Genomic DNA, 26378 nt, shown 5'->3' on the forward strand with positions numbered 1-26378 from the left:
GTTCTGGCATCGCACTTCTTCTTCCTAGGAGACGGTGTAAATCTTCGCAGATCAGAAAAGGCCGAGCGCGGACGGCGCCACCGGCCAGCCGAACGCCGTGCTCGCGGCCGCCAGCGCACCGGGACGGCGCTCGCGGACCTGCCCGGCGGCGGCCAGCGACGCGAGCGACGTGCCGCCGAGATACGCCGCGCCGAGGTCGGCGACGTCGCAGACCAGATCAGGCTCGCCGGCGGTCCTGACGCAGGTGGTGTCGTTGTCGTCCGCGGTGAGCCGCCAGCGGCCGGCGTTCTCGGGCAGGATGGAGTCGGTGACCTCGATCACCAGGTCGAGCGGGGCGGAGTAGCGGCGAGCGGACAGCGCGGCCGGCAGATCCACCAGGCGAGCCCACAGGCCGTCCCCTGTCGTCATCCGGAGGGCGCGGGGCTCGTTGACCAGCAGCCGCAACGGCTCGTCGACGGCCGCGAAGTCCCACTTGACGGTGCGGGTCAGGTCCACCGACAGGAGGAAGTGCCAGAGCGCGGCGTACGCGGCGGGCGTGGTCGCGACCAGCTCGACCACCTGCACCTCGCCGTTGACGATGTCGCTGCTCCAGTCCTGCTTACGCCGCCAGATCGCGTAGCCCTCCGCGCCGGCGGTTCCGTCGAACAGCAATGCGCGCATGGTCGAGTAGCCCTTCCGGAACGGCGGCGGCGGGTCCTCCACCAGCGGCGTCCACCAGGGGCCGGTGCGGCTGGACCAGCCGGGACGGCTCGGGCGGGCCCGCTCGAAGACCTCGCGGATCTCGTCGTGGACGCGCTCGGGTGTCGTCTCCCGCAACCGGCCCGCGGACAGTGTCGGCTCCTTCTTGAGCCGCACCTCGCGGTTGTCGATCGTGAACGTCGAGTTCTGGCTCGCCATTCCGTAGCCGTACCGCTGATAGATGCGCGCCTCGCTGGCCCACAACACCGAGAGCGGCTCGTGGTGGACGTACCGGGATTCGCGCAGCTGGCCATGCATGAGGCGGGTCATCAGCCCCCGGCGGCGATGCAGCTGGCGAACGGCGCCCATGGCCACGTGGGTCGTGGGCAGCACCGCTCCCGGGACGGACAGGTCACGGGTGAACGCACCCAGGTTCGCCACGGGTTCACCGTCGTACTCGGCAACGTGGTCGCGGGCAGGCTCGAAGACGGTGTGTTCGGGCCGACCGTCGACCAGACCCTCGATGCCGAACGCGTCGGCCAGCACGCCGTTGACGAGCTCCACGTCCTCCGGTGCGGAGAGGCTGCGCAAGAAGTACTGTTCCGGCCTTCCGGCACCCGCGGTGGTGAGCGAGTCGACCAGACCGTTCCCGCTTCCCCGCGCCACGTCGGTTCTTCCGTCGAAATCGTCCATCGTGTCAGCGTCACGGGTGCCAGTGCCGCCCGGCAACCCCGTGCAGGGACAACCGCACGAACGAAGATGCGACCGTGGGCGGCCGTCGCTGATCATGTAAGCCAGACAGCCGTGCGCCTCGACGCATGGCAGCGCGGGAATGATCTCAGAATTGTGAGCGCCAACCCATGGGTGAAGAATCAGCTGACCGGACCGTCATCACTGTCTGGCTCAACCACTGGCCACTGTGGCCGGAGCTGCTGGAACCTGTCCGGGAGCGGGCGGCGGAGTTCAGCCGGAACCATCCGCGGTATCGGGTCGAGATCCACGGCATCGCGTATCCCACGATGCCGACAGCGGTCGCCGAGGCGGCCGACCGAGGCGAGCCGCCCACCATCGCCGCGTACCAGTACACGGTGACCCAGGAGGCCAGGGACGCCGTGGCGAAGGATGGCACGCCGCTCTTCGCGTCGCTGGAGAAGGCCATCGGCGGCCGTACGGAGATCCTCGGCGAACCGGTCGTCGTCGACGACATCGTGGCCAATGCCCGCAACTACTACACCTTCGGCGGCGAGCTCGTTTCGATGCCGAGGAACACGTCGACGGCGCTGCTCTACGCCAACCGAACCTTGCTCGACGCGGCGGGCGTTTCCGAGCTCCCGCGGACGTGGGACGAGGTCGATGCGGCGTGCAAGGCGGTCCGCGCTCTTCCCGGCGGCCCGGCGCACGCCATCACCTGGCCGAACTTCGGCTGGTTCTTCCAGCAGTCGGTCGGGCAGCAGGGCGGGCTGCTCGCCGACAGCGACAACGGCCGGTCCGGCCGCTCCTCGAAGGTCGACCTCGCGTCCCCGGAGATGATGGCCTACGTCACGTGGTGGCAGCGGCTGCACGAGAACGGCCACTACCTCTACACCGGAAAGCCGCTCGACTGGCAGGGCAGCGCCGAGGCCTTCGCGACGCAGCAGGTGGCGTTCGTTCTCAGCTCGTCGGTGGAGGCCGGGCCTACGGTCCAGGCGGGCCGGGACGGTGGGTTCCGCGTCGAGGTAGGCCGGCTGCCCTACAACAGTCATGCACCGCATTACGGCAACCAGGTCGCCGGCGAGTCCTGGTGGCTGGCCAACGGCCTCGACAAGGCCACAGCGGACGGTGCGCTCGCGTTCCTGCAGTACCTGGCCTCCCCTCGGCACGCCACCAGCGTGTACGACAACCACCGCACGTTCATCCCGGTCACCGAGAAGTCGATCGCGTTGCTCGACGCCGAAGGCTGGTTCGAGGAGCACCCGCACTTCCGGGTGGCGATCGACCAGCTGCGGGCGACCACCGACATCCCCGCCACGCGGGCGGCGATCTTCGGCAACTTCCTCAAGATCCAGATGGCCACCACCGACGCCATGCATGACGTCCTGGCCGCCGGCGCCGACCCTGTCGCACGGTTCACCGCGGCCACGGGCGAGGCCCAGCGACTGTTGGACGAGTACAACGAAGGAGTTCGCACCCGTAAGCCGTGAGTCGCCGACCCCGGCAACGCCGGAGGTCCACGGCGACGGTGGTTGGCATCAGCCGATGTCGCTGTCGGATCGTGCATGACAGCACGCCCGAAGATGACCCGGCGGGCAGGGAGATGTCACGATCGCCAACGGATCGCTGTGCAGCGATCGACGTCGCGGCACATTTCGTAAGGGAGAACAATATGAGTGAAGCCACTGTGGCCGCGGGCAATGCCTCGGCGATCGAGGGCTGGGTTGCCGGGACATGGTCCATTGACGCCGCCCACTCCGCGGTGAGCTTTTCCGTGCGACACCTGATGAGCAAGGTGCGCGGCAGGTTCACCGAGTTCAATGGGCAGATCGTGACCGCTGAGGAGCCGGTGGGATCGTCGGTGACCGCCAGCATCGACCTGTCGTCGGTCGATACCAGTATCACCATGCGGGACGATCACCTGCGCTCGGCCGACTTCTTCGACGTCGAGAAGTATCCGACGATGGAGTTCGCCAGCACCGGGCTGCGCCAGGACGACGAATCGTGGGTACTGACCGGTGACCTGACCATTTACGGGACGACCAGGCCGGTCGAGATCGAACTCGATTTCCTCGGTATCGACCCGACGGGGATGCAGGGCGAGACGCGGATCGGGTTCGAAGGCCGGACCACGATCCGCCGGTCGGACTTCGGTGTCAGCTTCGGCCTGGCCGTCGACGGCAGCAAGATCGTCGTCGGGGACAAGGTGACCATCGCCCTGGACATCGAGGCCGTTCTCGACGCGTGACACAAGCCGCGGCCGGGGAGTTGGCGATCCATTCTGCGAGGTGGTGACAGTGGACACGAATGTGGCGGAAGAAGCACCTCGCCCACTCCCCACGCGGCCCCCACGTCGGCCCGGCTGGACGACCACCGAGTGGTGGAACCAACCCGTCGGGCCGATCTACCTTGTCGGGCTTGTGCTCTCCCTGGGCCGGGGCGCCTGGTTCACCTGCTGGGCGATGTTCTTCATCCGGTCGGTCGGCCTGTCCACCGCCGAGTTCGGCATCGGAGTCACCGCGGCGGGCATCGTGGGCATGATCGTCGGCGGGCCGCTCGGCTACCTTGCCGACCGCATCGGAGCGCGCGAGGTACTCGTCGGCCTAGGGGTGATCCAAGGCGCCGCGATCCTCTCCTACACCGTCGTCCACGACTTCTGGCTGATCCTGCTGGCGACCTGCATCATGACGGCCGCCGAGCGGTCGGCTCCCGGCATCCGCATCGCGGTCATCTCCGGGCTCACCACCGGCGAGGACCGCATGACCAGCATTTCGACGGCTCGGGTGTTCACCCAGGTCGGCGTCGTGGTCGGCGCGCTGGTCGGCGGGTTCGTCCTGTCGTTGGACACCAGGGCCGGATACTTGATCTTGCTGGGGGTCTACGGCGGGCTGCACATCCTGTGCGCCATGCTGCTCGCGCTGCGGTTGCCCCACGTGGAGTCGCTGGCCGACCGCAGGGTCAAGCGCCGCGCCCTGGTGCTGCGGGACCGGCCGTTCCTCGTCCTCACCGGCCTCCACGGAGTGCTGGCGCTGAGCTGGGGAATGATCGACCCCGGGGTACCGCTGTGGATCTCGCACCACACGCACGCTCCGCTGTGGATCTGGGCCGTGGTCGTGGGCATCTCGGCGACGGGGACGGTGTTGTTCCAGAACCGGGTGAGCCGGCGGGGCGCGACGGTTCCCGGAGCCGCGCGCCTCGGGCTGTGGTCCGGACTCGCGCTCGCGGCGGCCTGCCTGGTCTTCGCCGGCAGCTACCACGGTTCCGGGGCGACGGTCATCACCGTGCTCGTCGTCGCCACCATGGTCTACCTGGTCGGTGAGCTGCTGTTCGTGGCCAGCGGCTTCGGACTGTCCGTGGGGCTGACTCCGGAGAACGCGCACGGCGAGTACCAGGGGACGTTCGGGATCGGCCAGGCCACGGCCATGATGCTCGCTCCCGGAATCATGACGGTGCTGCTGGTCGAGTGGGCCGTCGTGGGCTGGTTCGTCCTCGCCGGTCTCTACATTGCCGGTGGTGTCGGCACCTACTTCGCCGGGCGCTGGGCGCTGGCCGGCCGGGCAGCCGGACGGGAGCGAGTATGACCGCACTCAGGTCGTGGTCGGGGGCGTGCACCACGCCGCCGGAGATCGGGCTGGCGCCCGGGCTGATCGCCGAGATAATGGCCGAGGAGTTCCGGGAGATTCCCCGCAGCGGTTTCCCCATCGCATTGCAGCCGATGATCGTGCCGAGGAACTCGTACCTGGAGCTCCTTTCGGCAACGGCGGGACTGATTTCGCTGCTGCGCAAGGCGGTGGTCAACCTGGCCGACGACCGACCCGGCAGGATGGCCGCCCTGGGCATCGACCCGGCCGACTGTCCGATGTTCGTGCCGGACGAGGACTTCGAGCTGCGGCATTGTGCCGACATGACACGGGCGGATGTGATCATCGGCCCGGACGGCCCGAAGTTCATCGAGTTCAACGTCAGCGGCGGCTTCGGTGGGATGGCGCATTTCCTTCTGTACCAACAGGCCTGGCACCGTATCCGGGAGGCGGCCGGGCGCCCGGCGTTCGTGGCCGTCGACGCGTTCGCCCAGCAGGCCCGGCTGATCGAAACCACCTGCGCCGAGCTCGGCGTACCGCCGTCGGCGGTCATCGTCGGCACGCCCCGGGACTGGGGGCCCGGCACCGGTAGCCGGGTGTTCGACGTCCAGGTGAACGCGCTGCGCCGGCACGGTGTGCATGCCACGCAGCTGGAGTTCGACGACCTGCTCACCGGCATCGGTCTTCCGGGAAACCTCCGAACGCATTTGGGGATCGCGGCGTTCACCGTCCAGGACGCCGCGACCGTCGGGTACGACCTGTCCCCCGTCCGGGCCGCGCTCGACGCGGGACTGCTGCTGGTTCCCTCGCAGAGCGCGTGGTTCCTGCACACCAAGAAGACGCTGGCGCTGTTGTCGGAAGGCCAGCCGTGGATGACCGGCAGCGAGACCGAACTGGTGCGGCGGTACGTCCCGTGGAGCCGGGTGGTCGGCGATCGCGAGGTGTGGTGGCGCGACACGAAACACCACCTTCCGCGGCTGCTCGTCGACCGGAAGGACGACTTCGTGCTCAAGGGTGCGACCGGTTGTGCCGGCGAAGAGGTGTTCCTCGGTGGGACGATCTCGGACGAAGTGTGGTCCTGCCTGGTGGAGGATGCCGTCCGCACTGGTGACTTCATCGTCCAGGAGCGGGTCGAGACGCAGCCGTACCCCTTGGACCTCCTCGCCGAATCCGGCGAGATCAACCGGATCTCCGCCACACCCGTCGTCAGCCCGTTCTGTCTCGGCGGGCGGGCGGCCGGCTGCTACGTGCGCTTCACGGACGAGGGCCACCAGGCATCGACGATCGGTGGCGTCACGGCCAGGCGGACCTGCCTGCTGGCCGAGGCCTGAGATGAGCGGGACTGGTGTCCGGCTCGGCGCCCTGGTGTTGCCGGAACATTCCGGACGCACCGGAGCCCAGGTGTGGCGCAGGGTCGAGGAGCTCGGCTTCGCCCACGTCTGGACCCTCGACCACCTGTCCTGGCGCTCCCTGCGTGACCGGCCCTGGTTCGACGCGATGATCACCATCGCCACCGCGGCCTGCGTCACCACGACACCGGCGTTGGGCGTACTGGTCACCACACCGAACTTCCGCCACCCGGTGCTCACGGCCAGGCAGGCGATGTCGCTGGACCAGTCGAGCGAGGGACGTTTCGTGCTGGGCGTCGGCGCGGGTTCCGGGGGACCCGACAGCAGCGCCCTCGGCGAGGCGGAGCCCTCCCCCGCGGTGCGGGCCGCGCGGTTCGGCGAGTTCGTGACACTGGTGGACCGGCTGCTGCGCGACCCGGTGACCACGGTCGCGGGCACGCACTTCACGGCGCAGGACGTGCGGATGATCCCCGGCTGCCTACAGCGGCCCCGGGTTCCGCTCGCCATCGCGGCAGCGGGCCCGCAGGGCATGCGACTGGCCGCGGAGTTCGGCGACTTCTGGGTGACCATCGGCGATGCCCGTGCGCCGGGGGGACAGGGCGAGGACTCGGCCTTCCGCACCCTACGGCGTCAGGTCGACCGCCTCGCGCAGGCGTGCGACGCGGTGGGCAGACCGGTCGGCAGCCTGCGCAAGCTGGTCAACCTGAGCCGGGTGGCGCCGGATCCGTACGGTTCGCCCGAGCGGCTGGCCGACCTGACGGGACGTTGTGCCGCACTGGGGTTCACCGACATCGTCGTGGCCTACCCGCGCGGTGAGGGTGTGTTCGCGGGGGATCTACGCGAGTTCGAGGATGCGGTCACCCACGTCGTGGGCAGCTCCGATCGGGAAGGGACGTACTGATGTGTGGCATTGTCGGTTGGCTCGACTTCGCTCGAGATCTTCGCCGTGAGCAGGACGTCCTCGACACGATGACCGACACGATGGCCGACCGTGGTCCCGACGACCGGGGCACGTGGCTGAGCCCGCACGTGGCGCTCGGGCACCGGCGACTGGCGGTGATCGACGTGGCCGGTGGCGCGCAGCCGATGACGGCCGACGTGGGGCCGGACGGGTCTCCCGTGGTCCTGGTGTACTCCGGAGAGGTGTACAACTTCCGCGAGCTGCGTGCCCATCTCACCCAACTGGGCCACCGGTTCAGCACCCGATCGGACACCGAAGTGGTGCTGCGCGCCTACCTGGAATGGGGCGCAGGCTGCGTCGAGCGACTCAACGGGATGTTCGCGTTCGCGGTGTGGGACTCCGTCCGGGAGAAGCTGCTGCTCGCCAGGGACCGGCTGGGCATTAAGCCGCTGTACTACGCCCCGGGGCCGAGCGGCGTGCTGTTCGCCTCCGAGCCCAAGGGTGTGCTGGCGAACCCCCATTTCACCCCGAGCCTGTCGCTGGAGGCCCTGCCGATCCTGTTCAACCCCCGGCTGGCCCTGCCCGGCGAGACGCCGATCGACGGCTTGCGCGAGGTCAAGCCAGGCCATGTGGTGCGGATCGACCGGCGGGGATGCTACGAGTACCCGTACTGGCGCCTGGTCAGCAGGGAGCACACCGACGACCTCGCCACGACCGTGCGGACCGTTCGGGAGCTGCTCGAGGACATCGTCGAGCGGCAGCTGGTCGCCGACGTGCCGCGGGCGGCGATGCTGTCCGGCGGCCTGGACTCCAGCGCGATCGCGGCGCTGGCCGCGCGGAGCCTGGCCCGCTCCGGAGAGGGCCCGCTGGTGACCTACTCCGTCCGCTTCGACGGGGAGGAGGAGAACTTCCGGTCCACCTCACTACGGCCCGAGCGGGACTCACCGTACGCGGCCATGGTCGCCCGGCACATCGGCGCCGACCATGTCGAGGTCGTGCTGAAGGCCGGCGACGTCGCCGAGGCGATCCCCAGTGCTCGCCGGGCTCGCGACCTGCCCAGCATCGGGCAGTTCGACGCCTCGATGTATCTCATGTTCGCCGCCCTCCGCGAACGATCTACCGTCGCGCTGTCCGGTGAAGCCGCCGATGAGCTCTTCGGTGGTTACCCCTGGTTCCACGACCCCGGCACCGTCTGGCGCGAGACGTTCCCGTGGCTCGGCGACGCCCCGCGGCTGACCGACTGCCTCGCCGAGGACGTGCGACAGGAACTGCGCCCCGGCGAACTGGAGGCCGACCGGTACTCGACCCTGCGTGCGCAGGTCCCCAGGTTGCCCGGGGAGGACGGGGTGAACGCGCGGATGCGCGAAGTGCTGTTCTTCAGCTCACAGGGGCCGCTGTCGATGCTCCTCGACCGCAAAGACCGGATGAGCATGGCGGTTGGGCTGGAAGTACGGGTGCCCTTCTGCGACCATCGGCTGCTGGAGTACGTCTGGAACGTGCCCTGGTCGATGAAGATCGCCGACGGCCGGGAGAAGAGCCTGCTCCGCATGGCGGTGGCGGACCTGCTGCCCGAAGACGTGCTCCTGCGCCCGAAAAGTGCCTATCCGGCCATGCACGACCCGGCCCACGACGACGCCATCCGCGCCGCGGCACGGGACATGGTGGACGACTGCTCCTCGCCGCTGTGGGAGCTGCTCGATCGGCACAAGGTCCTCGAGCTCACCGACCGGCGGGCACCGACGATGACCCATGCCAGCACCGCGCACCTGCTGATCCCGCTGGTGGAACTGGACGTCTGGATGCGCGAACACCGACTCAGCGTGGCCTGACCCGTGCCGGCCGGCCGCGTCCCACCCGGCGCCGACCTGGCCGGCTGCCGTCCCGGAACGTCGCCAAGCCGGGTCCGGCGAACCCTTCCCGATCACCGCACTAGTCGAGGGAAAGAGTGATGTCCTCTTCCTTCAGCGAGTAGCATTCGCGATCGAGCAAACTGTTGATGATCGTGGCGCTTCGCCACGCCGCGAGGCTCAGGTTCGGGTCCGCCACGCCGTGGCTTGTCCGCGCACCGTTCTGCACGTAGATCCTGTTGGTGTCCGGGCCGTCCCACGGCACCCGGTAGTCCCGCGCCACCTGGTACCCGTCGTCCGTGCGCGGCATCCTGTCGTGCAGCGGCTCCATGAAACTCGGCAACCGCGGCGTGAACCCGGTCGCGAGAACGACCACGTCACACAGGATCGGCCGCTCGCGACCGGTGACGGTGTCCAGCAGTGCGCCGCGAAACGCGCCGGACACCTCGGCGAGCTCCGACAGCTCCACGCCGGCCAGCAGCTGGTGGCTGAACTGATCGGAGGTCAGGTAGTCGATCTCGTACAGCCGCTTGTACACCAGCGCGAGAAGTTCCCGCGTGACACCGCAGACGGCGGCTCGCTGCCTGCCGAGCAGGGTGGACCGCTGCTCACTGGACAGCTCGTAGAAGTACCTGACGTAGCTGGGGTTGAACCAGTCATTGGCGAACGGCGAGTCGTCGAGCGGTGAGAACCCGTCGCGCCCGGTGACCCACGTCAGCCGTCGCGGCAGACCCGTTCTGCCGGACAGCATGTCCAGCGCCACCTCCGCGCCGCTCTGCCCGCCGCCGACGAGCAGAACATGTTTGCCGGACAGCGGAAGCCCCTGGTCGAGGTGCCGCGAGGCGTGCCAGAGGCGAGAGCTCACGATGCCGCGGACGCACTCCGGCTGGGAGGGGACCTGCCCCACGCCGAGGACGAGGTTGTCGGCGTGCCACTGCCCGCGGCCGGTCCGGACGACGAATCCGCGGCCGTCATGGTCCACGGCCTGGACGGTTTCGTCGAGATAGACGCCCAGTAGCTGCGCGGCCCACGTGAAGTACTGATCGAACTCCTTCCTGCTCACGTAGTCCACGTTCGCGATGAGATGCCGGTACAGCCTCCCGTTCTCGTGCAGGAAGTTGAGAAAGCTGAACCGGCTGCGGGGATCCACCAGACTGACGAGATCCTTCACGCCACTCACCTGCAGTCGCGAATTGCTCCACAGCAGACCCGGATGCCACGACACCGACTTCCGGGACTCCACCAGTGCGACGGAGAGATCGCTGAAGGGATCCGCCAGTGCCGCCAAGCTCAAGTTGGCGGGTCCGGCGCCGATGGCGAGAACGTTGGTGGAGCGCTGACGATCCATGGTGAGAACCACTCCCTAGAGAACGACCACGTCCGCACCCACCGGTTCAGGACGCGGCTCTGCCTCGTTGCCAGCTCGGAGCCCGGTAGATCGGAGGTTTCAGCGAAACACCCACGGCTTGGCGCCGGCAGATCAAGTTGCTCACCTCGGACTGTTCGACAGCGGTTCTCGCGATACTGAGCAGGTCTGGTTCGTCCTCGAGGTTCCCCGGAACCGAGATGGTGCAGCCGACGTCCTGCAGATGGACGATGGCAGCAGGATCCGCATGGAGCAGCCCCCGGATATCGACGCCCCCCGCGGCGGCTACCTCCCACCTGAGCTGCCGTCCGAGATGCTCGCGCGACAGCCGTCCCAGATTGGCCGCCACGTCCGAGGCCATTCCCATCAACAGATGCTCCTGGGGATTCGGTCCCCAGTCGACACCTGTCGTCTGCTTCGGAGAGTCGATTCGCAGGGGCGGGCCCGTCGCCGGCACCGGATACGACTCCAGCTGGACGCCGCTGATCCACCGCACCCGGCGCCTGGCGGGCCGGTGGCGGGATGCGAAGGGTTCGACACCGGAAAGCCTCTCGTGCACCACGTGGCCTGAGCCGTCCGCGTAGTGCACGTCCAGCGGGATCTCTGCCGTCAAGGTCTTGTGGTTGGGGCTGTGGTTCTGGACCTGGTCGAGCAGTTCGGCGATGAGCCGGTGACCAGCCGGGCCGCCGACCTCGAACTGGCAGTTCACCGTGTGCCCCGACCGCCCCTCGGCGGCGCCGTACTCGATCAGCATCTCGACGGTGTCGAAGACGACGCCCCGCGCGCTTCCGCCGCCGACCAGCGTCTTCAGCGAGCAGGATGCGATGCCGGTGAGCGCCAGATCGATGGGCGCCGGCTCGTCGCTGGCGGCGGGCGGCTCGTCGCCGTCCTGCCCGGGATCGCACAGATCCAGGGAAAAGGCACGGGCCGACTTGACCCTGCCCAGCAACGCGGGCCCGTTCCGGGCGGACAGTCCGCGGCGTGGGGAGTAATGTGCCTTTCCCTGGTAGGCGTACCAGGCCTCGGCGGGATCATCGCGTGTTTCGTGTACCACTTCACTGAAGCCGGCCGTGTTGAAGCTGTTCCTCATCGCACGCCTTCCTCGTCGAGCGCGTCGAGTGCGTGCCGAAGATCGCCGATCAGGTCCCGTGCGTTCTCGATTCCCGCGGAGAACCTGACGAGCCCGGGATTGATCCCGATGAGAGACATCTGCCGCGTGGTCAGCGAGCTGTGCGAGGTGTTGCTCGGCATGCTCACGAGTGACTCGACGCCACCGAGGCTCGTCGCGACGTAGGGCACCGTCAGGTTCCTCATGAACGCCAGTGCCGCGGCGTCCCCGCCGTTGACCTCGAAGCTGACCATCCCGCCGTAGCCACGGTAGTCCGCGTGCTCGAGGTCGGCATACCGGTCGCCACCGAGCGCCGGGTGGTACACCTCGGCCACCCGCTCGTGCGAAGCGAGGAACTTCGCGATCTCGCGGGCGTTGTCGTTCTGCTTCTCGATGCGAAGGGGCAGGGTCTTGATGCCCCGCTCGAGCAGGAAGCAGGACAGTGGTTCCAGAGTTCCGCCGAACCGCAGTGTCTGGGCCCAGATCCGGTCGAGGAACTTGCGCCGCCCAGCGGCCGCGCCCGCGGTCAGGTCGCTGTGACCGGCGAGGTACTTCGTCGCGCTGTGAATGACCACGTCGGCGCCCAGCGCCAGCGGCTGCATCAGGACGGGCGTGAGGAAGGTGTTGTCGACAACGAGAAGCGCGTTGGCGGCCGCGGCTATGCCGGCGATCTGGCGTATCGCGGGAGCCTTGAGCAGCGGGTTGGTCAGTGCCTCGAAGAACAGGACCTGCGTTTCCGGCCGTACCGCGGATCGAATCGCCTCGATGTCGGTCGGATCGACGAAGGTGACCTCGCGGCCGGCCGAAGGCATGTCCTCACGGAGCAGGTTGTAGGTTCCGCCGTATACGTCGTAGGCGGAGATAATGTGGCTTCCGGAGTTGGTGAGCGCGTATATCGTGTTCGCGATGGCGCTCATTCCGGATGAGGTCACCAGGGCGCTTTCCGCACCTTCCAGGGCGGCAATCTTCTCCTGGACGGACCACTGGGACGGGTTTCCGTAGCGGGTGTAAATCGGTACGTCACGTAGCGCGCCGTCGGAGAACGCGCCGTAGCTGGCATCGTCGAGCAGGAAGGTGCTCGTCTGGAAGATCGGTGTTCCGACGCTGCCCGTGATGGGGTCCTCGTAGGTGCCGGCGTGTACCGCGAGCGTCTCGGGCGACAGCGATCGGGGAAGAACCTTGTGCTGGGCGGAGATCGGACCGGCGCTTCGCCTACGGGTGAGTTCGCCGAACCAGTGGGCCGCACCGTTGCTGCCTTCGTCGAATCCGATCGCGGTCCGATTCGGTTGGGTCACGGTGTCCCCCGGTGTCTCGCTCGGCGTGTGCTCATCTGGCGACTGCCGAATCTTCGGTGCCCGAACGCACGGTGTCCTCCCGACACTCCTCGACGTCATTCCATTTCATCCTCGGCGTTGTTGGGGTCGCCGGGCATCTTCTGGCTTGCTGTTCCTTGGCACGGGGGTAGCCGCACGGGTATCGGGGCGCGCAGGATATCGAGCATGTATACTGAGTCGGCGGCCTGGTATGACCGCCTTCACCGGAACAAGAACTATGCCGCTGAATCGCAGCGGATCGTCGGCCATGTGCGCCGGCTTCGGCCGAATGCCCGGACGTTGCTCGACGTGGCGTGCGGCACGGGTGGACATCTTCAGCACCTCCGTACCGAGTTCACCTGCGAGGGCGTCGATGTGGAAGGCGGTCTCCTGGAGGTCGCCCGGCCACGGCTGCCGGATGTCCCGCTGACCCAGGCCGACATGACCGACTTCGACCTGGGACGCCGCTTCGACGTCGTCACCTGCTTGTACAGCGCGATCGGCTACGTCCGCACCGTCGACCGGATGCGAGCGGCGTTGCGATGCATGGCCCGGCATCTCGAACCCGGCGGCGTCCTGATCGTCGAACCGTGGATCCAGCCCGATTCCGTGGTCGACGTGGAAGACAGATGGGTGGACGGCAGCAGCGCGGTCGTGGTCATCGAGGACGACGATCTCAAGCTCGTCCGGGTCCGGGTCTTTCGCAGCTATGGCTCGATGTCGGAGCTCACCATGCACTACGTCGCCGCGCGCGACGGCGAGATCGTGTCGGGGACGGAACGGCACCGGGTGGCCATGTTCACCCGCGAGGAGTTCTTCGCCGCCGCCGAGGCCGCCGGTCTGGCGGCACGGTGGTGCTGCGATGGGCTCACCGGTCGCGGGCTCCTGATCGGCGTGCGGACGGCGGAACCGTCGGCGGACCGGGAGCTGCCTACCGCACCCGGCACGCACACCAGCGTCTGACACCACGGGAAAGCCGCGCGCGAGCGGCCCGCCCGCCGGGGAGCTGTGCGCACCTGTGAGCGTCCGCGCGGAACCGGCCGTCAGGCAACCCTGATCGACGGCAGCCCGGCCCCCGCCGCCGTGAAGATCTCCCGGCGCAGGTCCGCGGCGTCGCCGACGCGTCGCAGCGACCGCTCCGGGATCGGGGTGTAGTCCGCTGCCGAGTAGGAGCCCGAGCCGTGCACGACGACCTCGTCGGCGTCCAGCAGGCCTCGGTCGATCGCGTTGAGAACCCCGGTCATCGCCAGCACCAGCGACCACTCGCGCAGGGAGCGCGGGTCGGCGGGCAGGTCGACCCCGGCGTTGGCCAGCAGGGTCGCGATCTGACCGTAGCGGTCGAGACATTCACGCAGCGAGACGACCACCCCGCCGCCGCCGTAGGTGCGGATGAGCTCGTTCATCGCGGGTGAGGTGACGGGCTTCCTGGTGTAGAAGGTGCTTTCCAGCTTCTCCGCGGGATCATAGGTGACCGCCGGATAGTGCGGTTCGCTGTCCTGGTGGAACAGCCCGGACACCGGGTCGAAGCGGTACTCGGGCGGCTCGATGCCGTAGAGCCCGCAGACCATGTCCGGGGTGGCCAGGTGCTGCACCAGGAGGTACCGCGGCGGCTCCGACGGCGGCAGCAGCGTGGTGCCGTAGTGGTGGCCGAGTAGCCCGAACGCGCTGGACACCGCGTGTGCGTGCACCCGGGTGGTGCCGGGCGCGGCCGGCAGCTCGGCATGTTCGGCGAACGCGCGGACCGTGTCCGCGCACTGGTAGTTCGCCAGGTCGAGGGTGTGCCAGAGACGGATTCCCCAGTGCGCGTAGAGATCCTCGGCGCACCCGGTCATCGCCTCGACGGCGACCGTCTTGACGTGCTCGGGGTTGGCCGGGTCCAGCACGCACATCGGGCTGGTCGGATCGTCGTCGAGCGCCGACGACCACAGCTTGGGGCGGGCCACGTCGGGGACGACGGTGACGATCCGTAGCTCGTCGTGACGGACGAGACCGTGGGCTCGTGCCCTCAGCACCGCGTCGCGGAGCGCGGTGGCCTTGTTCGCGGACGACGGCGTCAGGATCAGGACCCGTTCGCCGGTCGTCCTGATGTGCCGCACCGCGCGGGCGACGATCACCAGCGAGGCCAGGGTCTTCACCGTGCGGGTCGCCGGGTTGCCCATCAGGTCGAGCAGGGTCAGCCGGGTCCGGCCGGCCGTGCCGAGCTCGGCGAAACGCAGGTTCGCCGCGGCGAAGTACTCCGCGAGTTCCGGGGTCGGTTCGGGTAGTTCGAAGGCCGGCTCGAAGTCGGCGCTTGCCCGCCCTCGCGTACCCATCTCGGCTACCGCGCTCCGCAACTGGTTCTCGTACCGCAACGCGTTCATCCAGCGACTCCTTGCCGACGTGGTTCCCCGACCAGGATGGCCGTCCCACACCCTGGTTACCTCTCATGCATTGCGAACAGTGTCGATGTGAGCAGCGCACGAGCCGGACAGGCACCGAGTCCCGGCCGGGCGGATACCCGCACCCGGAAGCGGGCGTGGGAACATGCCCGACCGGCCCGTCCACCGTGCAGAGCAGCCGGTCCCGGCCCAGCCGCGACGGCATGATGGCCGCCGACACGATGTTCACCGTCCTGCCGGCGGCCGCATGGCACTGCGTCAGGGCACGATTTCCATCTGGGCCATCATGCCGACGGAGGAGTGCTCCAGGAAATGGCAGTGGTACATGTACCGCCCGAGATAGTCGGTGGCGAAGGTCGCCTGGACCCGCACCGTCTCGCCGGGCGGGACGGCCACCGTGTCCTTGAGGCCGGCGTCACCGGGCAGCGGTGGCCGTCCGCCCCGGTCGAGCACCCGGAACTGCACGAGGTGCAGGTGGAAGTTGTGCGGAAACCCGTAGTTCCCGTCTCCGTTGGTGACATTCCAGATCTCCGTCGCGCCCCGCTTGATCTGAAAGTCCACCCGGTTCGGATCGAACGGCTTATCGTTGACAAGGCCGGTGGGGTTGCCGCTGGTCAGATCGAAGCTCAGCACCACGTCCCTGGTGACCGTGGCGGACCCGAGTGCGGGCAGCGCGCGCAAGGTCGTGGGAACCCGGCTGCTGTCCGCCGCCTTCCGGGTGACGTCGAAGCGCACGACCGGGCCGGCCGCCGCGTCGGTGAGGACGAGCTGGGTACCGGGCGGGTAGTCGGAGAAGTCCACCACCATCTCGACCCGTTCGCCGGGGCTGAACGCGAACTCCGTTCTCGGCACGGGGGCCGGCAGCAGGCCGCCGTCGGAGGCGATCTGGGTCATGACCGTGCCGCCGAGGCTGAGCGTGAAGGTCCGTTCGTTGGCGCCGTTCAGGAACCGGAACCGGTACTTGCGTGCGGCGACCTGGAAGTACGGCTGTGGTTTGCCGTTGGCCAGTATGGTCGTCCGATTGGCCGGATGTCCCCACAGCACCAGCTGGCCCTTGGCGTCGAACTCGGCGTCCCGCACGAGAATCGGCACGTCGTACTCGCCGCCGGGCAGACCGAGCTCGGCCTCGGCGGGGTCCTCGATCAGGTAGAAGCCGTGCATTCCCCGGTAGACGTGTTCGGCCTCCACGTGATGGGGATGCGCGTGGTACCAGAGTGTCGCGCCGCGCTGCCGGTTCGGGTAGTCATGATGACGCCACTTCCCCGGGTCGATCAGGTCCATCGGGTGGCCGTCGCTGGCCGGCGGCACGTGGCCCCCGTGTAGGTGAATGTTGGTCGGCACGTCGGCGTCGTTGGCGAACGTGACGTAGGTGCGACGCCCGGTTCGCGCCCGGATCGTGGGACCGACGAAATGACCGGCGAAGGTCAGCGCGGACGTGGCGAAGCCCGGCAGGATGTCGACCTCAGCGCGCTGGATCGGAATCCGGTAGACGTCGATGTCGGGGCGGCTCGCCACGGGCCTGGCCACCGGCGGAACGGGCATCCGGACCGAGAACGGAGCAACGGACGGAGCCTGCCCCGTGGATGCCGTTACCGCGGCGCCTCGTGGCGGTGGCGGGTGCCCCGGGTGGGCCCCGTCGATCGCATTCGCGCTTTCCGTTCTGCTGAACAGTTGCGGCACGGCCACCACCGCGCCCGCCATACTGCCGAGCAGCAACAGCTGTCTTCTGTTCATCTTGTCCTCAGATTTGGTGAAGAATTCACCTGTTCGGGTGAATTGGGAGTGACGGCATCCTTGCATTCGTAGCACCGGGTCACTTCTTCGCTTTTGCTCTCACCCGTGCGGCCGAATGAGGTCCGGCGCAATCCGGGAGACGCGGGACAGCGCCGCGGCTGGCACCGTTACCAATGCTTCGGACCATTCGAGGAGGAACCGATGGCCAACACCGATGTCCCGGCGCGCGCGGAACTAGCCGAGCGCGCGGAGAAGCTGGTGCCGCTGCTGCGGCAGCGTGCTGAGTGGACGGACGAGAACCGGCGTCTGCCGGAGGAGACGATCGAAGCGCTGACGGAGGCCGGCCTCCTGAAACTGCGGGTGCCCAGGCGTTACGGCGGATTCGAGGCCGACACCGGTACCGTCGTCGACGTGCTCTCCGAGCTGGCCCGCGGCGACGGCTCCACCTCGTGGACGGCGGCGGTCTGGGCGATCAGCTCCTGGGTCGTCGGGCTCTTCCCCGACGAGGTGCAGGACGAGGTCTTTGCCACCCCGAACGTCCGGGTGTGCGGGATCCTGAGCCCCACGGCCGTCGCGGCGCCTGCCGACGGTGGCGTGGTCGTCAACGGCCAGTGGACGTTCAACACGGCCGCGCAGCAGAGCCACTGGAACACCAACGCAGCGGTCCGGCCGACCCCCGACGGTGGGTTCGAACCCGTCATGCTCGTCATCCCGGTCTCGGACCTGCGGATCGTCGACGACTGGCACACCACCGGGATGCGCGGCTCGGGCAGCGTCACCACGGTCGCGGAGAACGTGTTCGTCCCGGCCGAGCGCATCCTGCCGATGGGACCGGTGCTCAATCAGCAGTACGCGTCGACGCTGAACGCGAACTCCCCGCACTACAGGTCACCATTCCTGCCGATGGCGTGCGCGACGGTCGGCGCGACGGCGCTCGGCCTGGCGAAGGCCGCCAATGAGGTGTTCTTCGACCGGCTGGCCGGCCGGAAGATCACCTACACGTCCTACGAGAACCAGAGCGAGGCCCCGCTGACCCACCTCCAGGTCGCCGAGGCAGCCGTCAGGATCGACGAGGCGGGGTTCCACGCCTACCGCGCGGCCGACCTCATCGACACCAAGGCCACCGCCGGGGAGCCGTGGACGCTGGCCGAGCGTGGCCGTGCCCGGCTCGACCTCGGCGCGACGGTCCAGCGAGCGAAGGAGGCCGTCGACATCCTCAAGACGGCGAGCGGCGGTTCGTCGGTCTACCACACGGTGCCGATCCAGCGAATCGACCGCGACATCCACGTGCTCAGCCTGCACGCCGTGATGCATCCGAACACCAACCTCGAGCTCTACGGCCGGATCCTCTGCGGTCTCGAGCCCAACACGCACTACATCTGATCCCCGCGCTGGGTACGGCCACCCGCGTGGTGGTCGTACACCCGTGGTCGCGGCTGCCGGCCCGGCCTGGGTGACCCGGTCCCGCCGGTCCGCGACACGGTCAACCGTGATGGTTCTTCGCCATTGCTCTCCGGCGGGCCAAGAATGTTGCCCCGCCGCGGATTTCAGTAGGCTTCGACGATGAGCAAAGTAATCTGGCACGTGACAATGTCGATGGACGGTTTCATTTCGGGGCCCAAAGGCGAGATGGACTGGGCCTGGGGCCACAGCAACGGCACGGTCGAGGCTTTCCCGGAGATGGTGGCGACCACCGGCGCGTTCCTGGCCGGAAGGCGCACCTACGACAGCAGCCCGAACGAGGACAAAGAGGTGTACGGCGGCGCTTTCACCGGGAAGCTGGTCGTGCTCACCCATGAACCGCCCGCGGTGGAAGACTCCTCGGTGATCTTCGTCTCCACGGGTGTGGTCGACGCCGTCGCGGTGGCCCGGTCGGCGGCGGGGGACCGCAATGTCGTGGTGAGCGGCGCCGATGTGGCCGGGCAGTGCGTCGAGGCCGGGCTGGTGGACGAGATCCTCGTGCACCTGGTCCCGGTGCTCAAAGGCGACGGCGTCCGGCTGTTCGAACGGCCGGGCGCCGAGTGGATCGACCTCGAAACCGTGGCGGTAGGCCAGTCAGGGTCGATCGTCGACCTCCGCTACCGCCCGAAGAAGAAGTAGCCGGCCGCACGCGGTCAGCGCAGCGGCGAGCTCGGCGGGACGGGGCTGGTCGGCGATCTCGTTGTCTACACCAGCAAGCAGCCGGACCGCGCTGACCGCTCAGCATCGTTCTGCCTAGCCCCGTGGATATCACGAAGGCCCCTTGTGCGAAACGCCGGACGTTTCCAGAAGGGGCCTTCGTCCCGTCGGCTGCCACTTCTAGCCGCACTGGAGGGTGGCCGCGAAGCGCTGGGCGTGGTCGCCGAGGTCGGCCGCCACCCGCGCGGGAATGGGCGCCTCGGGCCCGCGCAGTGCGCACCGGATGAACACCGGCGAGGCACACGAGACGACTTCCGCGGACACCAGTGCCCTGAGCTCGTCGAATCCGTCCACGTCATGGATTCGCTGATAGCCGCATGCTTCGGCCAAGGCACAGAGATCTGCGCGGCCGGAGGGAACGGACTGGCCGCCGGTCGAGGCGTAGCTACCGTCGTCGAGCACGACGTGGATCATCGGCAGCAGGTCCAGCGCACCTGCCGTCATCAGGCCGACCGGGTTCATCAGGAGGCTGCCGTCGCCGTCCACCACCACTGTCCGGCGCCCGGTCTGCTGGGCGATCCCCATGCCGATCGACGACGCCAGTCCCATGGAACCGGTCATGTAGAAGTGGTTGGGGCGATCGTCGAGGCCGCAGGCGATCCGCGACGCGTAGCCGGTGGTGAACACGGTCGGCTCGTCGGTGGTGGCCGCCAGGATCGCGCGGATCGCGTCGGTCTTGTTCACGGCCGCCATCCGAACGCGGCCGGCGGGATGAGCAGTGCGGCGGCCCTGCCCTGGTCGCGGACCAGGGCAGCGGCCCACGAGACCTGCGCCGGGACGTCGAGTTCCGGGTCCAGGGTCAGCCACGGCACACCCATATTGGTCAGTAACGGTTCGGTCAGCCTGCCCATCACCAGGTTCTCCTGGGTCGAGTCGGGGCCGACACCGCGCAGGCTGACGACGAGCAGCATCGGCAGCCGGTACGGGACGACCAGTGACGCGAGCGCGTTGACCGACTGGCCCAACCCCGAGTTCTGCATGAGTACCACCGGACATCGGCCGGCGAGCGCCGCGCCTGCCGCGATGCCGACGGCGTTGTCCTCCCGTGGCACCGTCCAGATGCCCTCGATCGCCGAGTACAGCTTCGCCAGTATCCCGCAGGGCGTGCCGTAGAACGGTCCGAAGCCTTGGCGGGTCAGCTCCGCGGCGAGCTCACCCGCGGTGTCCACGGTTACCGCAGTCATGGTTTCTCCTTGCCCTACCTGCCGACCAGCTGTCCGGCATGGACGGTACTGCCGAGGAACCCGTCGAGGTCGACGGTTCGCGCGGCGTGCACGCCCGCCCCGTCCATCCGGATCTTGGCCAAGGCAGGCCGGGACCGATCGGTGAAGTGGGTGGCGACGATCCGGTTGTCGTCGTCCACGGTGAACATGGGCGTGGCCACCAGCAGGTCTCGCACCGCCGGGCTGTCCCTGACCACGCGCAGATACGCCCGCCGCCCGCCAAGATGGTCACGGGCGTGTGCGACGGTCGGATGGAAGCGCCGTTTGAACTGAAAGACTCCCTTGCCGGGGAAGGGGTCTCCGCCCGAGAAGTCGATCAGCTTTCGCCCGGTGTCGGCGGCCCATTCGATGGTCAGGTAGTACACGGCCTTGACGGCGCCGGTCCGGTAGTGCGTGAAGTCGCCGTCCAGCACTCCCAGCAGGCGCATGCGGACGGTCTTGGCGTCGTCCTCCAGGCGGCACAGCACACCGGCCACCCGCTTACCACCCTCGTTGACGAACAGGATGAGGCCCCGCCGGAACAAGGCGTTCAGCGCGAGGTCCCGGTCCGCACTCCTGGCTTCGTCGCCGTAGCGCGACGCCATGGTGGGTAGGTGCATCCGTTCGTAGAAGAACTCGAAATCGGCATCGGCGGTGCCGATCTCATAGGTCCATTCGTGCTTGCGGCGCAGGTTCGCGAACTGACGGCGTTCATTCTTTGAGACAGTCTTGTGCATGGTTTCCGCGTCGGCCACGATATCGATGAGAAGGTGCAGGCGTAGTGGCAGCACCACCGACCGGGCCCGCGGCAGACGCAGGGCGCGCTCGTGCGAGCACCCGATCACCAGCAGGTCGCCCTCGGGTTCACGCACCGAGCGCTGAATGCCCTGCCAGGTCACCGGTGCCGTGTCCGCGACGGACACCGGGCCGTCGACGACGGCCTGCTGGTCACGCAGATAAGGCAGGATGTAGGTGAGCCCCTCCGGAAATCCCTCATACACGACAGAGAGATTTTCCGAGGTGTGCACCCGGCCGGGAAAGCGCCGCCCCGGCGCGCTCGCCCAGCGTTGGTGCGCGCCGGCCCAGTGGCCGGTGCCGGAACCCCAGTTGTACTTGAGCCGAGTCCAGACATCGCTCACGCCGCATCCTCTTTCGAATTCCCGTTGGGCGGAAAGCGGCCGCGAACGTGGCACACTCGCAGCACGGGCGCCATGGGGCCTTCGGTCACGGCGCGAGGTTCTCGTCCTCTTCGAGCAGCAGGTAAGGGTCTTGCATTTCGTTCCAGCCGACCCCGGGCGGGCAGAGGTCGTAGCCGAGCAGCCGTCGCACTTCTTCGGGCAGCTGAAGCACGGTCTCCCTCGGCACGGCCAGAAACTGGTTCTCCTCCTGCCGAAGGTTGCCGAGGTCGAAGGACACGGTCAGGCTGGTTCGTGGCTTGTCGGACGTGTTGGCGCCACCGCAGTGGTAGACCCCGCCCAGCCAGATGAGCACCGAACCCGCCGGCATCGCGGAAGAGAAGGCCTCGGAGTAGCGCGGCGGGCGCTCGTCGTCCCAATGATGGCTACGCGGAATGACCAGGGTCGCCCCGTTCTCGGCGGTGAACTCACTCATCGCCAGCATCAGCTGGACCCGGCTGGTGGGACCCGGGTGCCGGCGCAGGTGCAGCGAATCGTCCCGGTGCAGTGGCTGCTTGCCCTGGCCCGGGTCGATCTGGATCGCCTGGGTGGCGCTGAGCTGGATGCTCGGGGTGACCTCGATCCGGGACTTGCCGACCCACATGTGGCTGGGCTTCTGCATGATCCGCCGGGCAGGCTGCAGGTACAGCGGATGAGTCACCACCGGGACGAGATGCTTGGTGCGGGCGAACAGGGAGGAGAGGCGCCGGGTGCGGTGGCCGTCGTAGCCCTTCTCGCTGTAAGCGGTGGCGGAAAGGGACGGGCCGAGGTCGCCCCAGAGGCCTGCCAAAGTTGTTTCGTCGACGAAGCCCTCGATGATCACGGACCCTTCGTCTTCGAGAATGTCGACGACCTCGTCGACCGCGGCGCTCGCATTCACCCGGCTCAGCCCTGACATCATGGATCACCTTTCCTCAGGCATCGTCGGACCTGGTGCTGGCTCAGACTTTACTGGCTGAGCGAGGCGTCTCCTTATTTTATCCTGCCGGTTCCCGGGCAATCCAGAAGATGAACGTGGTTGCCGGGCCGTGTCACCATGAGATAAACACTTTTGGTCGATCTCGGGAGGTAGTTAATGACGCAACGCCTCAGTTCCGCGGCTATCGAGAAGCTGGTCAAGGAAATCTGGTCGGACGTGCTCGAGATACCGGACGGGCAGGAGAACGCCACTTTCTTCGAACTGCAAGGGCAGTCGGTGTCGGCGGTGCGGATCGTGGCGCGGATCGAGGACGAGATCGGCGTCATGGTCGATATGGGCGACCTCTTCGAGGATCCCGACCTGGAGACGTTCACCCGCGACGTCGTGGCGCTCGCCACCAAGGAGAACGTCGGGTCCTAGCCGGCGCCGAAGGGCCGCGTGCCCGACGTCGATCCACGTCGGGCACGCGGCCCTTGTGCCGTCGCGGGACAGGCGGCACCACCACACACAAAGAAGGCGGGCCCTTCCCTGGGGAGACAGGGAAGGGCCCGCCGAGCCGCTGTCAGGCCGCGAGCTCGATCTGGGCGAGGCCCCTGGCCACCACCGTGGTGAGCACGACGGCGAATCCGACGTGGCTGTGCCCGGTGGACATGTCACGCCAGACGCGTTCGATCCGTTCCCCGGCCCGCACCGCGCTCGAGGTGCCCGCGGTCGGGAAGATGATGTCGTCGACGGCCCGCCAGGCGAGTTCGGCCGCCTCCCGGCAGACCAACGCGATACGGAGATCCTTGTCCGGGGTAAACGGGCCTTGGGCACAGGCTTCGTCCCACTTCCGGATCGCGCCCAGCGTGGCCGCCTCGGCGGCGGCGATCTGACCGGCGGCCTGGCCGTACCACCGCTGAAAATCGGGGTCCTCCAGGCGGGGGACGACGATCGGGCCCAGCGTCGTCTTGGTGCGCATCAGGTCGGCATAGGCATCGAGCGCACCCTGGGCCATCCCGACGGCGAGCGACGCGCCCTCGATGCACATCGCGCTGAGCGGCGCGGCGCTGTACTGCGGGTTGCCATGCAAGGCCAGGCCGGGCGTGCCTGAGGTGACATCGATCGAGTTGAGGTCCGACTCGATCACGAAGTGATCAGGAATCGTCGCGTTGTCGAAGGTGACGCTGTGCGAGCCGCTGCCCCGGAGACCGAGCAGGTTGCCCCAGTCGTCCAGACGCGTCCACCGGTCGCGCGGGGCCACGAACAACACCGGATGGGGCGCGTTCCCTTGGGCACCCGAGGCGATCGCGATGCCGGCGAAATGCGTCGCGTACGGAGCGCCGGAGCCATAGGACCAGGTGCCGTTCAGCAGCCACTCCCCTTCGGCCGTGCGCTCCGCCGTTCCGCCCGGTCCGATCACCAGCGGGCAGATGAAGTTTCCATCGCGGAACAGTTCGTGCTGCGCGCTCTCGTCGAATATCGTCGCCGCGATGAGCGCGTGCCCAGCGCCGAGGCAGAACATCCAGCCGGTGGAAGGGCAGCCGCGCGCGAGCGTCATGGCGACCCGCATGAAGGTGTCGAGCCCGAACTCGTAGCCGCCGTACCGGCGCGGCACCAGAATGCGGTAGAAGCCGCTATCGGTGAACAACTTGTGCGTGTCTTCGGCGTAGTACGTGCGTTTCTCGGTCTCGGCCTGGCGTTCGACCAGTGCGGGCACAAGCGCCTCCGCCCGCGCCACGAGCTCGTCCGGGGTCAGCCCGGGCTCGGGCGGCAAAGGGGTGGGTGACATGGCGGCGACGTCCTTCCTCACGGCCTGGTGGCGAACAGGTTGTGCATGTTGGTATCCACGAGCCGGGACTCCTGATAGGCGGCGACGTCGAAACCCTGCGCGCGCAGCAGCCCGCAGACTCGCTCCAGCCTGCCGTCCATGTCGTGGACCTCGATCACCACGTTCTGGATGCGCGGCCAGTCGCCCGGCTCGATGCCGGCCAGCACATCGCACTCGGCCTTTTCGACGTCGATCTTCAACAGGTCCACCCGGTCGACCGCGCTCTCCCCGATCAGTTCCGACAGGGTGACCGTTCGGCATTCGACAAAGGAGAGCTCGTGCCGCGACCGGGAGATCCGGTCGGCGTCCTGCGCGGAGACGCCGGTCTGTTCGAGCAGATCCTTCGCCAGTTCGATCTCACGGTCGCGGTCCACATAGAGGCCGGACTCCGCGGGCGACTTCGGGTAGTAGCCGAACCGGGCCGTCCCGCTGTGCCCGGCCACGGCGACGTTGTGGACGACCCCGTCCGGAATATGCCGTTCGAAGTTCTTCTGCAGCGAGATGAAGGGGTCGGGTCCGGGCTCGACCGCCACAATGAACGCGTCCGGGTACTGCTTCTTGAGGAACAGCGACGCGAGCCCGATGTTGGCGCCGATGTCGAAGACCACTCCCGGCGGCGACGGCGGAAAGCCGTCACGCAGATACGACTTCTCGACGAAGATCTCGCGATACAGCAACGCCGCTTCGGCGGGATCGACCACCGACAGCTCCTGGCCGTTCGGCATCCGGCGCTGAACCACTGGCATAGTCGAGGCTCCTCAGCTCGTTCTGATCCGGTCCAGCCGGACTTCGGGGTCGGCGGCGAGTTCGCCCAGCAGACTGATGAACTCCGCCGCCGACCGCTCGACCCGATCGTCGTCGAACAGACCACGGCTATAGGCGATGTTGGCGAGGATGTCGTTCGTGGGGCCAAGGTGCAGGCACCACAGCATCCCGTCGGGAATGTAGGAGCCGACCGGCTGGGAGAGCTCACGGCGCCAGATCGCCGAGTACTCCAGGTCCCCGATCAGTTCGCGATCCTTCAGTAGTGGGGGCTGCACCACCTGGAAGACGCAGGGCGCGCGGTCATCGCGCATCGCGGGGTTCATCAGGTCCGGCGCTTCGGACAGGATGTGCGCCAAGGGGATCTCGTGCTGGTAGGCCTCCATGCACGTGACCCGGACCTGCTTGACGACGTCGCTGAAGGTCCGGCATCCGGACACGTCGGTGCGCAGCGGAAGGAAGTTGACGAACGAGCCCACGGAGTTCTGGAAGATCGCCTCGTTGCGGCCGGGAGTGAAGGTGGGCACCACGATGTCGGTCGCGCCGGTGGCCCGGTGAAGCATGACCTTGTACGCGGCGAGCAGGATCATGAACGGCGAGCTTCGCAGCCGGGCCGCGGTCCGCACGGTCGCCGCCCGCCGTTCCGGCTCGGTGGCGAAGCGCAGCCACGACGCCTCGGCCCAGTCGCCTGCGGACCGGGGCTGGTCCGTGGGAAGAGCGAGGATCTCCGCGCCGGTGAGCTTGTCCCGCCAGTACTCGCGCGCTACCCGCAGCGAGCGGGACGAGTCGGCCAGCTGGTGCGCCACATAGTCTCGGTACTGCGACGGCTCGGGAAGGGCGGCGGGCCGATGTCCTTTGCGGGCGGCGTAGCAGGCCGCAAGGTCCCGGATGATCAACGGCATGGACCAGGCATCGGTGGCCGTGTGATGCGCGGTCAACAGCAGTAGGTTGTCGTCGTCGGCGAACCGCACGAGAGTGGCCTCGAGCAGGACCTCGCGCTGTGGGCTGAACTCCCGGTACTCCTCTTCGTTGAGCAGTTCCTGGATGCGGCGTTCGTGGTCCACCACATCCCGGAGCTCGCGCACCCGAAGCAGCGGTGGGCTCGGCGGCGCGACCACCTGGTAGCCCTCCTGCTGGTCGCGGACCACCGCCGTGCGCAGCGACTCGTGCCTGGTCACGACATCGTTGAGAGCCGCTTGCAGCGTGCGGATGTCGACCCGGCCGCGGATCCGCCAGCCGTCGACGTGGACGTAGCGAGGACCGAAGATGCCGACCTCGTCGCCTTTGTCGAACATCCGCAGAAATTCCTGTTGCAGAGCAAGCGGAAACCGGTTGACCGTCCGGCTCGACACGGGTACTTCGATGATGCTCATCGCCGCGGTCCTTT

General features: G+C 68.0%; 23 protein-coding genes. 10 read left to right on the forward strand and 13 right to left on the reverse strand.

Features of this window, described 5'->3' with window-relative positions:
• Window positions 1-51: 51 nt before the first annotated feature.
• The gene (locus tag BM051_RS07535) at window positions 52-1371 is read right to left on the reverse strand and encodes a GNAT family N-acetyltransferase (protein WP_166677564.1); all 1320 of its coding nucleotides are present in this window, start codon (window positions 1369-1371) and stop codon (window positions 52-54) included.
• A gap of 167 nt (window positions 1372-1538) precedes the next feature.
• Between BM051_RS07535 and BM051_RS07540 the strand changes: the two genes are divergently transcribed.
• The 6 genes from BM051_RS07540 to asnB all read left to right on the forward strand — a co-directional run bounded on the left by BM051_RS07540 (window position 1539) and on the right by asnB (window position 9028).
• Complete coding sequence (locus BM051_RS07540) at window positions 1539-2858, forward strand: extracellular solute-binding protein (protein WP_092529285.1); 1320 nt, start codon at window positions 1539-1541, stop codon at window positions 2856-2858.
• 182 nt (window positions 2859-3040) lie between these two features.
• Entirely contained in the window at window positions 3041-3616 is a 576-nt protein-coding gene (locus BM051_RS07545; protein ID WP_092529286.1) for a YceI family protein, read from the forward strand.
• A 61-nt stretch (window positions 3617-3677) separates the two neighbouring features.
• Window positions 3678-4949: an MFS transporter gene (locus tag BM051_RS07550; RefSeq protein WP_341770754.1), complete on the forward strand. Its 1272-nt coding sequence runs from the start codon at window positions 3678-3680 to the stop codon at window positions 4947-4949.
• Window positions 4946-6280, forward strand: coding sequence for an ATP-grasp domain-containing protein (locus tag BM051_RS07555; protein ID WP_092529288.1), 1335 nt, complete (start codon window positions 4946-4948; stop codon window positions 6278-6280). The genes BM051_RS07550 and BM051_RS07555 overlap by 4 nt, the downstream gene beginning before the upstream one ends.
• 1 nt (window position 6281) lies before the next feature.
• Window positions 6282-7199 carry an LLM class flavin-dependent oxidoreductase gene (locus BM051_RS07560; protein ID WP_092529289.1) on the forward strand — a complete coding sequence of 306 codons (918 nt, stop codon included), beginning with the start codon at window positions 6282-6284 and terminating at the stop codon, window positions 7197-7199.
• On the forward strand, window positions 7199-9028 hold the full coding sequence (gene asnB, locus BM051_RS07565; RefSeq protein ID WP_092529290.1) for an asparagine synthase (glutamine-hydrolyzing): 1830 nt from the start codon (window positions 7199-7201) through the stop codon (window positions 9026-9028). The genes BM051_RS07560 and asnB overlap by 1 nt, the downstream gene beginning before the upstream one ends.
• Window positions 9029-9128: 100 nt before the next feature.
• Here the strand turns inward: asnB and BM051_RS07570 are convergent, their stop codons facing one another.
• Genes BM051_RS07570 through BM051_RS07580 form a run of 3 tightly spaced genes read right to left on the reverse strand, consistent with a single transcriptional unit; the run spans window position 9129 to window position 12815 of the window.
• A complete protein-coding gene (locus BM051_RS07570; RefSeq protein ID WP_092529291.1) occupies window positions 9129-10394 on the reverse strand; it encodes a lysine N(6)-hydroxylase/L-ornithine N(5)-oxygenase family protein in 1266 nt (421 codons plus the stop codon).
• A gap of 46 nt (window positions 10395-10440) precedes the next feature.
• Window positions 10441-11502 (reverse strand): OsmC family protein, encoded by a 1062-nt coding sequence (locus BM051_RS07575; RefSeq protein WP_092529292.1) that lies wholly within the window; start codon window positions 11500-11502, stop codon window positions 10441-10443.
• Entirely contained in the window at window positions 11499-12815 is a 1317-nt protein-coding gene (locus BM051_RS07580) for a trans-sulfuration enzyme family protein (protein ID WP_208325828.1), read from the reverse strand. Before BM051_RS07580 ends, BM051_RS07575 begins: the two co-directional genes overlap by 4 nt.
• Before the next feature lie 117 nt (window positions 12816-12932).
• On the opposite strand from BM051_RS07580, the gene BM051_RS07585 reads away from it, so the two are divergent.
• Window positions 12933-13796 carry a class I SAM-dependent DNA methyltransferase gene (locus BM051_RS07585; protein WP_134045880.1) on the forward strand — a complete coding sequence of 288 codons (864 nt, stop codon included), beginning with the start codon at window positions 12933-12935 and terminating at the stop codon, window positions 13794-13796.
• Between the two features lie 80 nt (window positions 13797-13876).
• Here BM051_RS07585 and BM051_RS07590 read toward each other — a convergent pair whose 3' ends face one another.
• Complete coding sequence (locus tag BM051_RS07590; protein WP_092529295.1) at window positions 13877-15193, reverse strand: DUF6002 family protein; 1317 nt, start codon at window positions 15191-15193, stop codon at window positions 13877-13879.
• A gap of 276 nt (window positions 15194-15469) precedes the next feature.
• Complete coding sequence (locus BM051_RS07595; RefSeq protein ID WP_243859259.1) at window positions 15470-17011, reverse strand: multicopper oxidase family protein; 1542 nt, start codon at window positions 17009-17011, stop codon at window positions 15470-15472.
• Window positions 17012-17146: 135 nt separating this feature from the next.
• On the opposite strand from BM051_RS07595, the gene BM051_RS07600 reads away from it, so the two are divergent.
• Both BM051_RS07600 and BM051_RS07605 read left to right on the forward strand, forming a co-directional pair.
• Window positions 17147-18328 (forward strand): acyl-CoA dehydrogenase family protein, encoded by a 1182-nt coding sequence (locus tag BM051_RS07600; RefSeq protein WP_092529297.1) that lies wholly within the window; start codon window positions 17147-17149, stop codon window positions 18326-18328.
• Between the two features lie 180 nt (window positions 18329-18508).
• The gene (locus BM051_RS07605) at window positions 18509-19045 is read left to right on the forward strand and encodes a dihydrofolate reductase family protein (RefSeq protein WP_092529298.1); all 537 of its coding nucleotides are present in this window, start codon (window positions 18509-18511) and stop codon (window positions 19043-19045) included.
• A 198-nt stretch (window positions 19046-19243) separates the two neighbouring features.
• Here BM051_RS07605 and BM051_RS28945 read toward each other — a convergent pair whose 3' ends face one another.
• From BM051_RS28945 to BM051_RS07620, 4 genes are all read right to left on the reverse strand, one after another.
• Window positions 19244-19807 (reverse strand): thiamine pyrophosphate-dependent enzyme, encoded by a 564-nt coding sequence (locus BM051_RS28945; protein WP_166677567.1) that lies wholly within the window; start codon window positions 19805-19807, stop codon window positions 19244-19246.
• Window positions 19804-20307, reverse strand: a complete 504-nt coding sequence (locus BM051_RS28950; RefSeq protein WP_166677568.1) for a sulfopyruvate decarboxylase subunit alpha — start codon at window positions 20305-20307, stop codon at window positions 19804-19806. Before BM051_RS28950 ends, BM051_RS28945 begins: the two co-directional genes overlap by 4 nt.
• A 14-nt stretch (window positions 20308-20321) precedes the next feature.
• A complete protein-coding gene (locus BM051_RS07615; protein ID WP_134045882.1) occupies window positions 20322-21464 on the reverse strand; it encodes a GNAT family N-acetyltransferase in 1143 nt (380 codons plus the stop codon).
• Window positions 21465-21549: 85 nt separating this feature from the next.
• Complete coding sequence (locus tag BM051_RS07620) at window positions 21550-22401, reverse strand: phytanoyl-CoA dioxygenase family protein (RefSeq protein WP_218151695.1); 852 nt, start codon at window positions 22399-22401, stop codon at window positions 21550-21552.
• 174 nt (window positions 22402-22575) lie between these two features.
• On the opposite strand from BM051_RS07620, the gene BM051_RS07625 reads away from it, so the two are divergent.
• Window positions 22576-22839: a phosphopantetheine-binding protein gene (locus BM051_RS07625; RefSeq protein WP_092529301.1), complete on the forward strand. Its 264-nt coding sequence runs from the start codon at window positions 22576-22578 to the stop codon at window positions 22837-22839.
• A gap of 142 nt (window positions 22840-22981) precedes the next feature.
• On the opposite strand, the gene BM051_RS07630 is transcribed toward BM051_RS07625, so the two are convergent.
• Genes BM051_RS07630 through BM051_RS07640 form a run of 3 tightly spaced genes read right to left on the reverse strand, consistent with a single transcriptional unit; the run spans window position 22982 to window position 26364 of the window.
• Window positions 22982-24211 (reverse strand): acyl-CoA dehydrogenase family protein, encoded by a 1230-nt coding sequence (locus BM051_RS07630; protein WP_243859215.1) that lies wholly within the window; start codon window positions 24209-24211, stop codon window positions 22982-22984.
• Window positions 24208-24975, reverse strand: a complete 768-nt coding sequence (locus BM051_RS07635) for an FkbM family methyltransferase (protein ID WP_092529302.1) — start codon at window positions 24973-24975, stop codon at window positions 24208-24210. Before BM051_RS07635 ends, BM051_RS07630 begins: the two co-directional genes overlap by 4 nt.
• Window positions 24976-24987: 12 nt before the next feature.
• Entirely contained in the window at window positions 24988-26364 is a 1377-nt protein-coding gene (locus BM051_RS07640; protein WP_092529303.1) for a condensation domain-containing protein, read from the reverse strand.
• Between the last annotated feature and the right edge of the window lie 14 nt (window positions 26365-26378).

This window comes from Amycolatopsis arida (assembly GCF_900115565.1).
GTDB lineage: Bacteria > Actinomycetota > Actinomycetes > Mycobacteriales > Pseudonocardiaceae > Yuhushiella > Yuhushiella arida.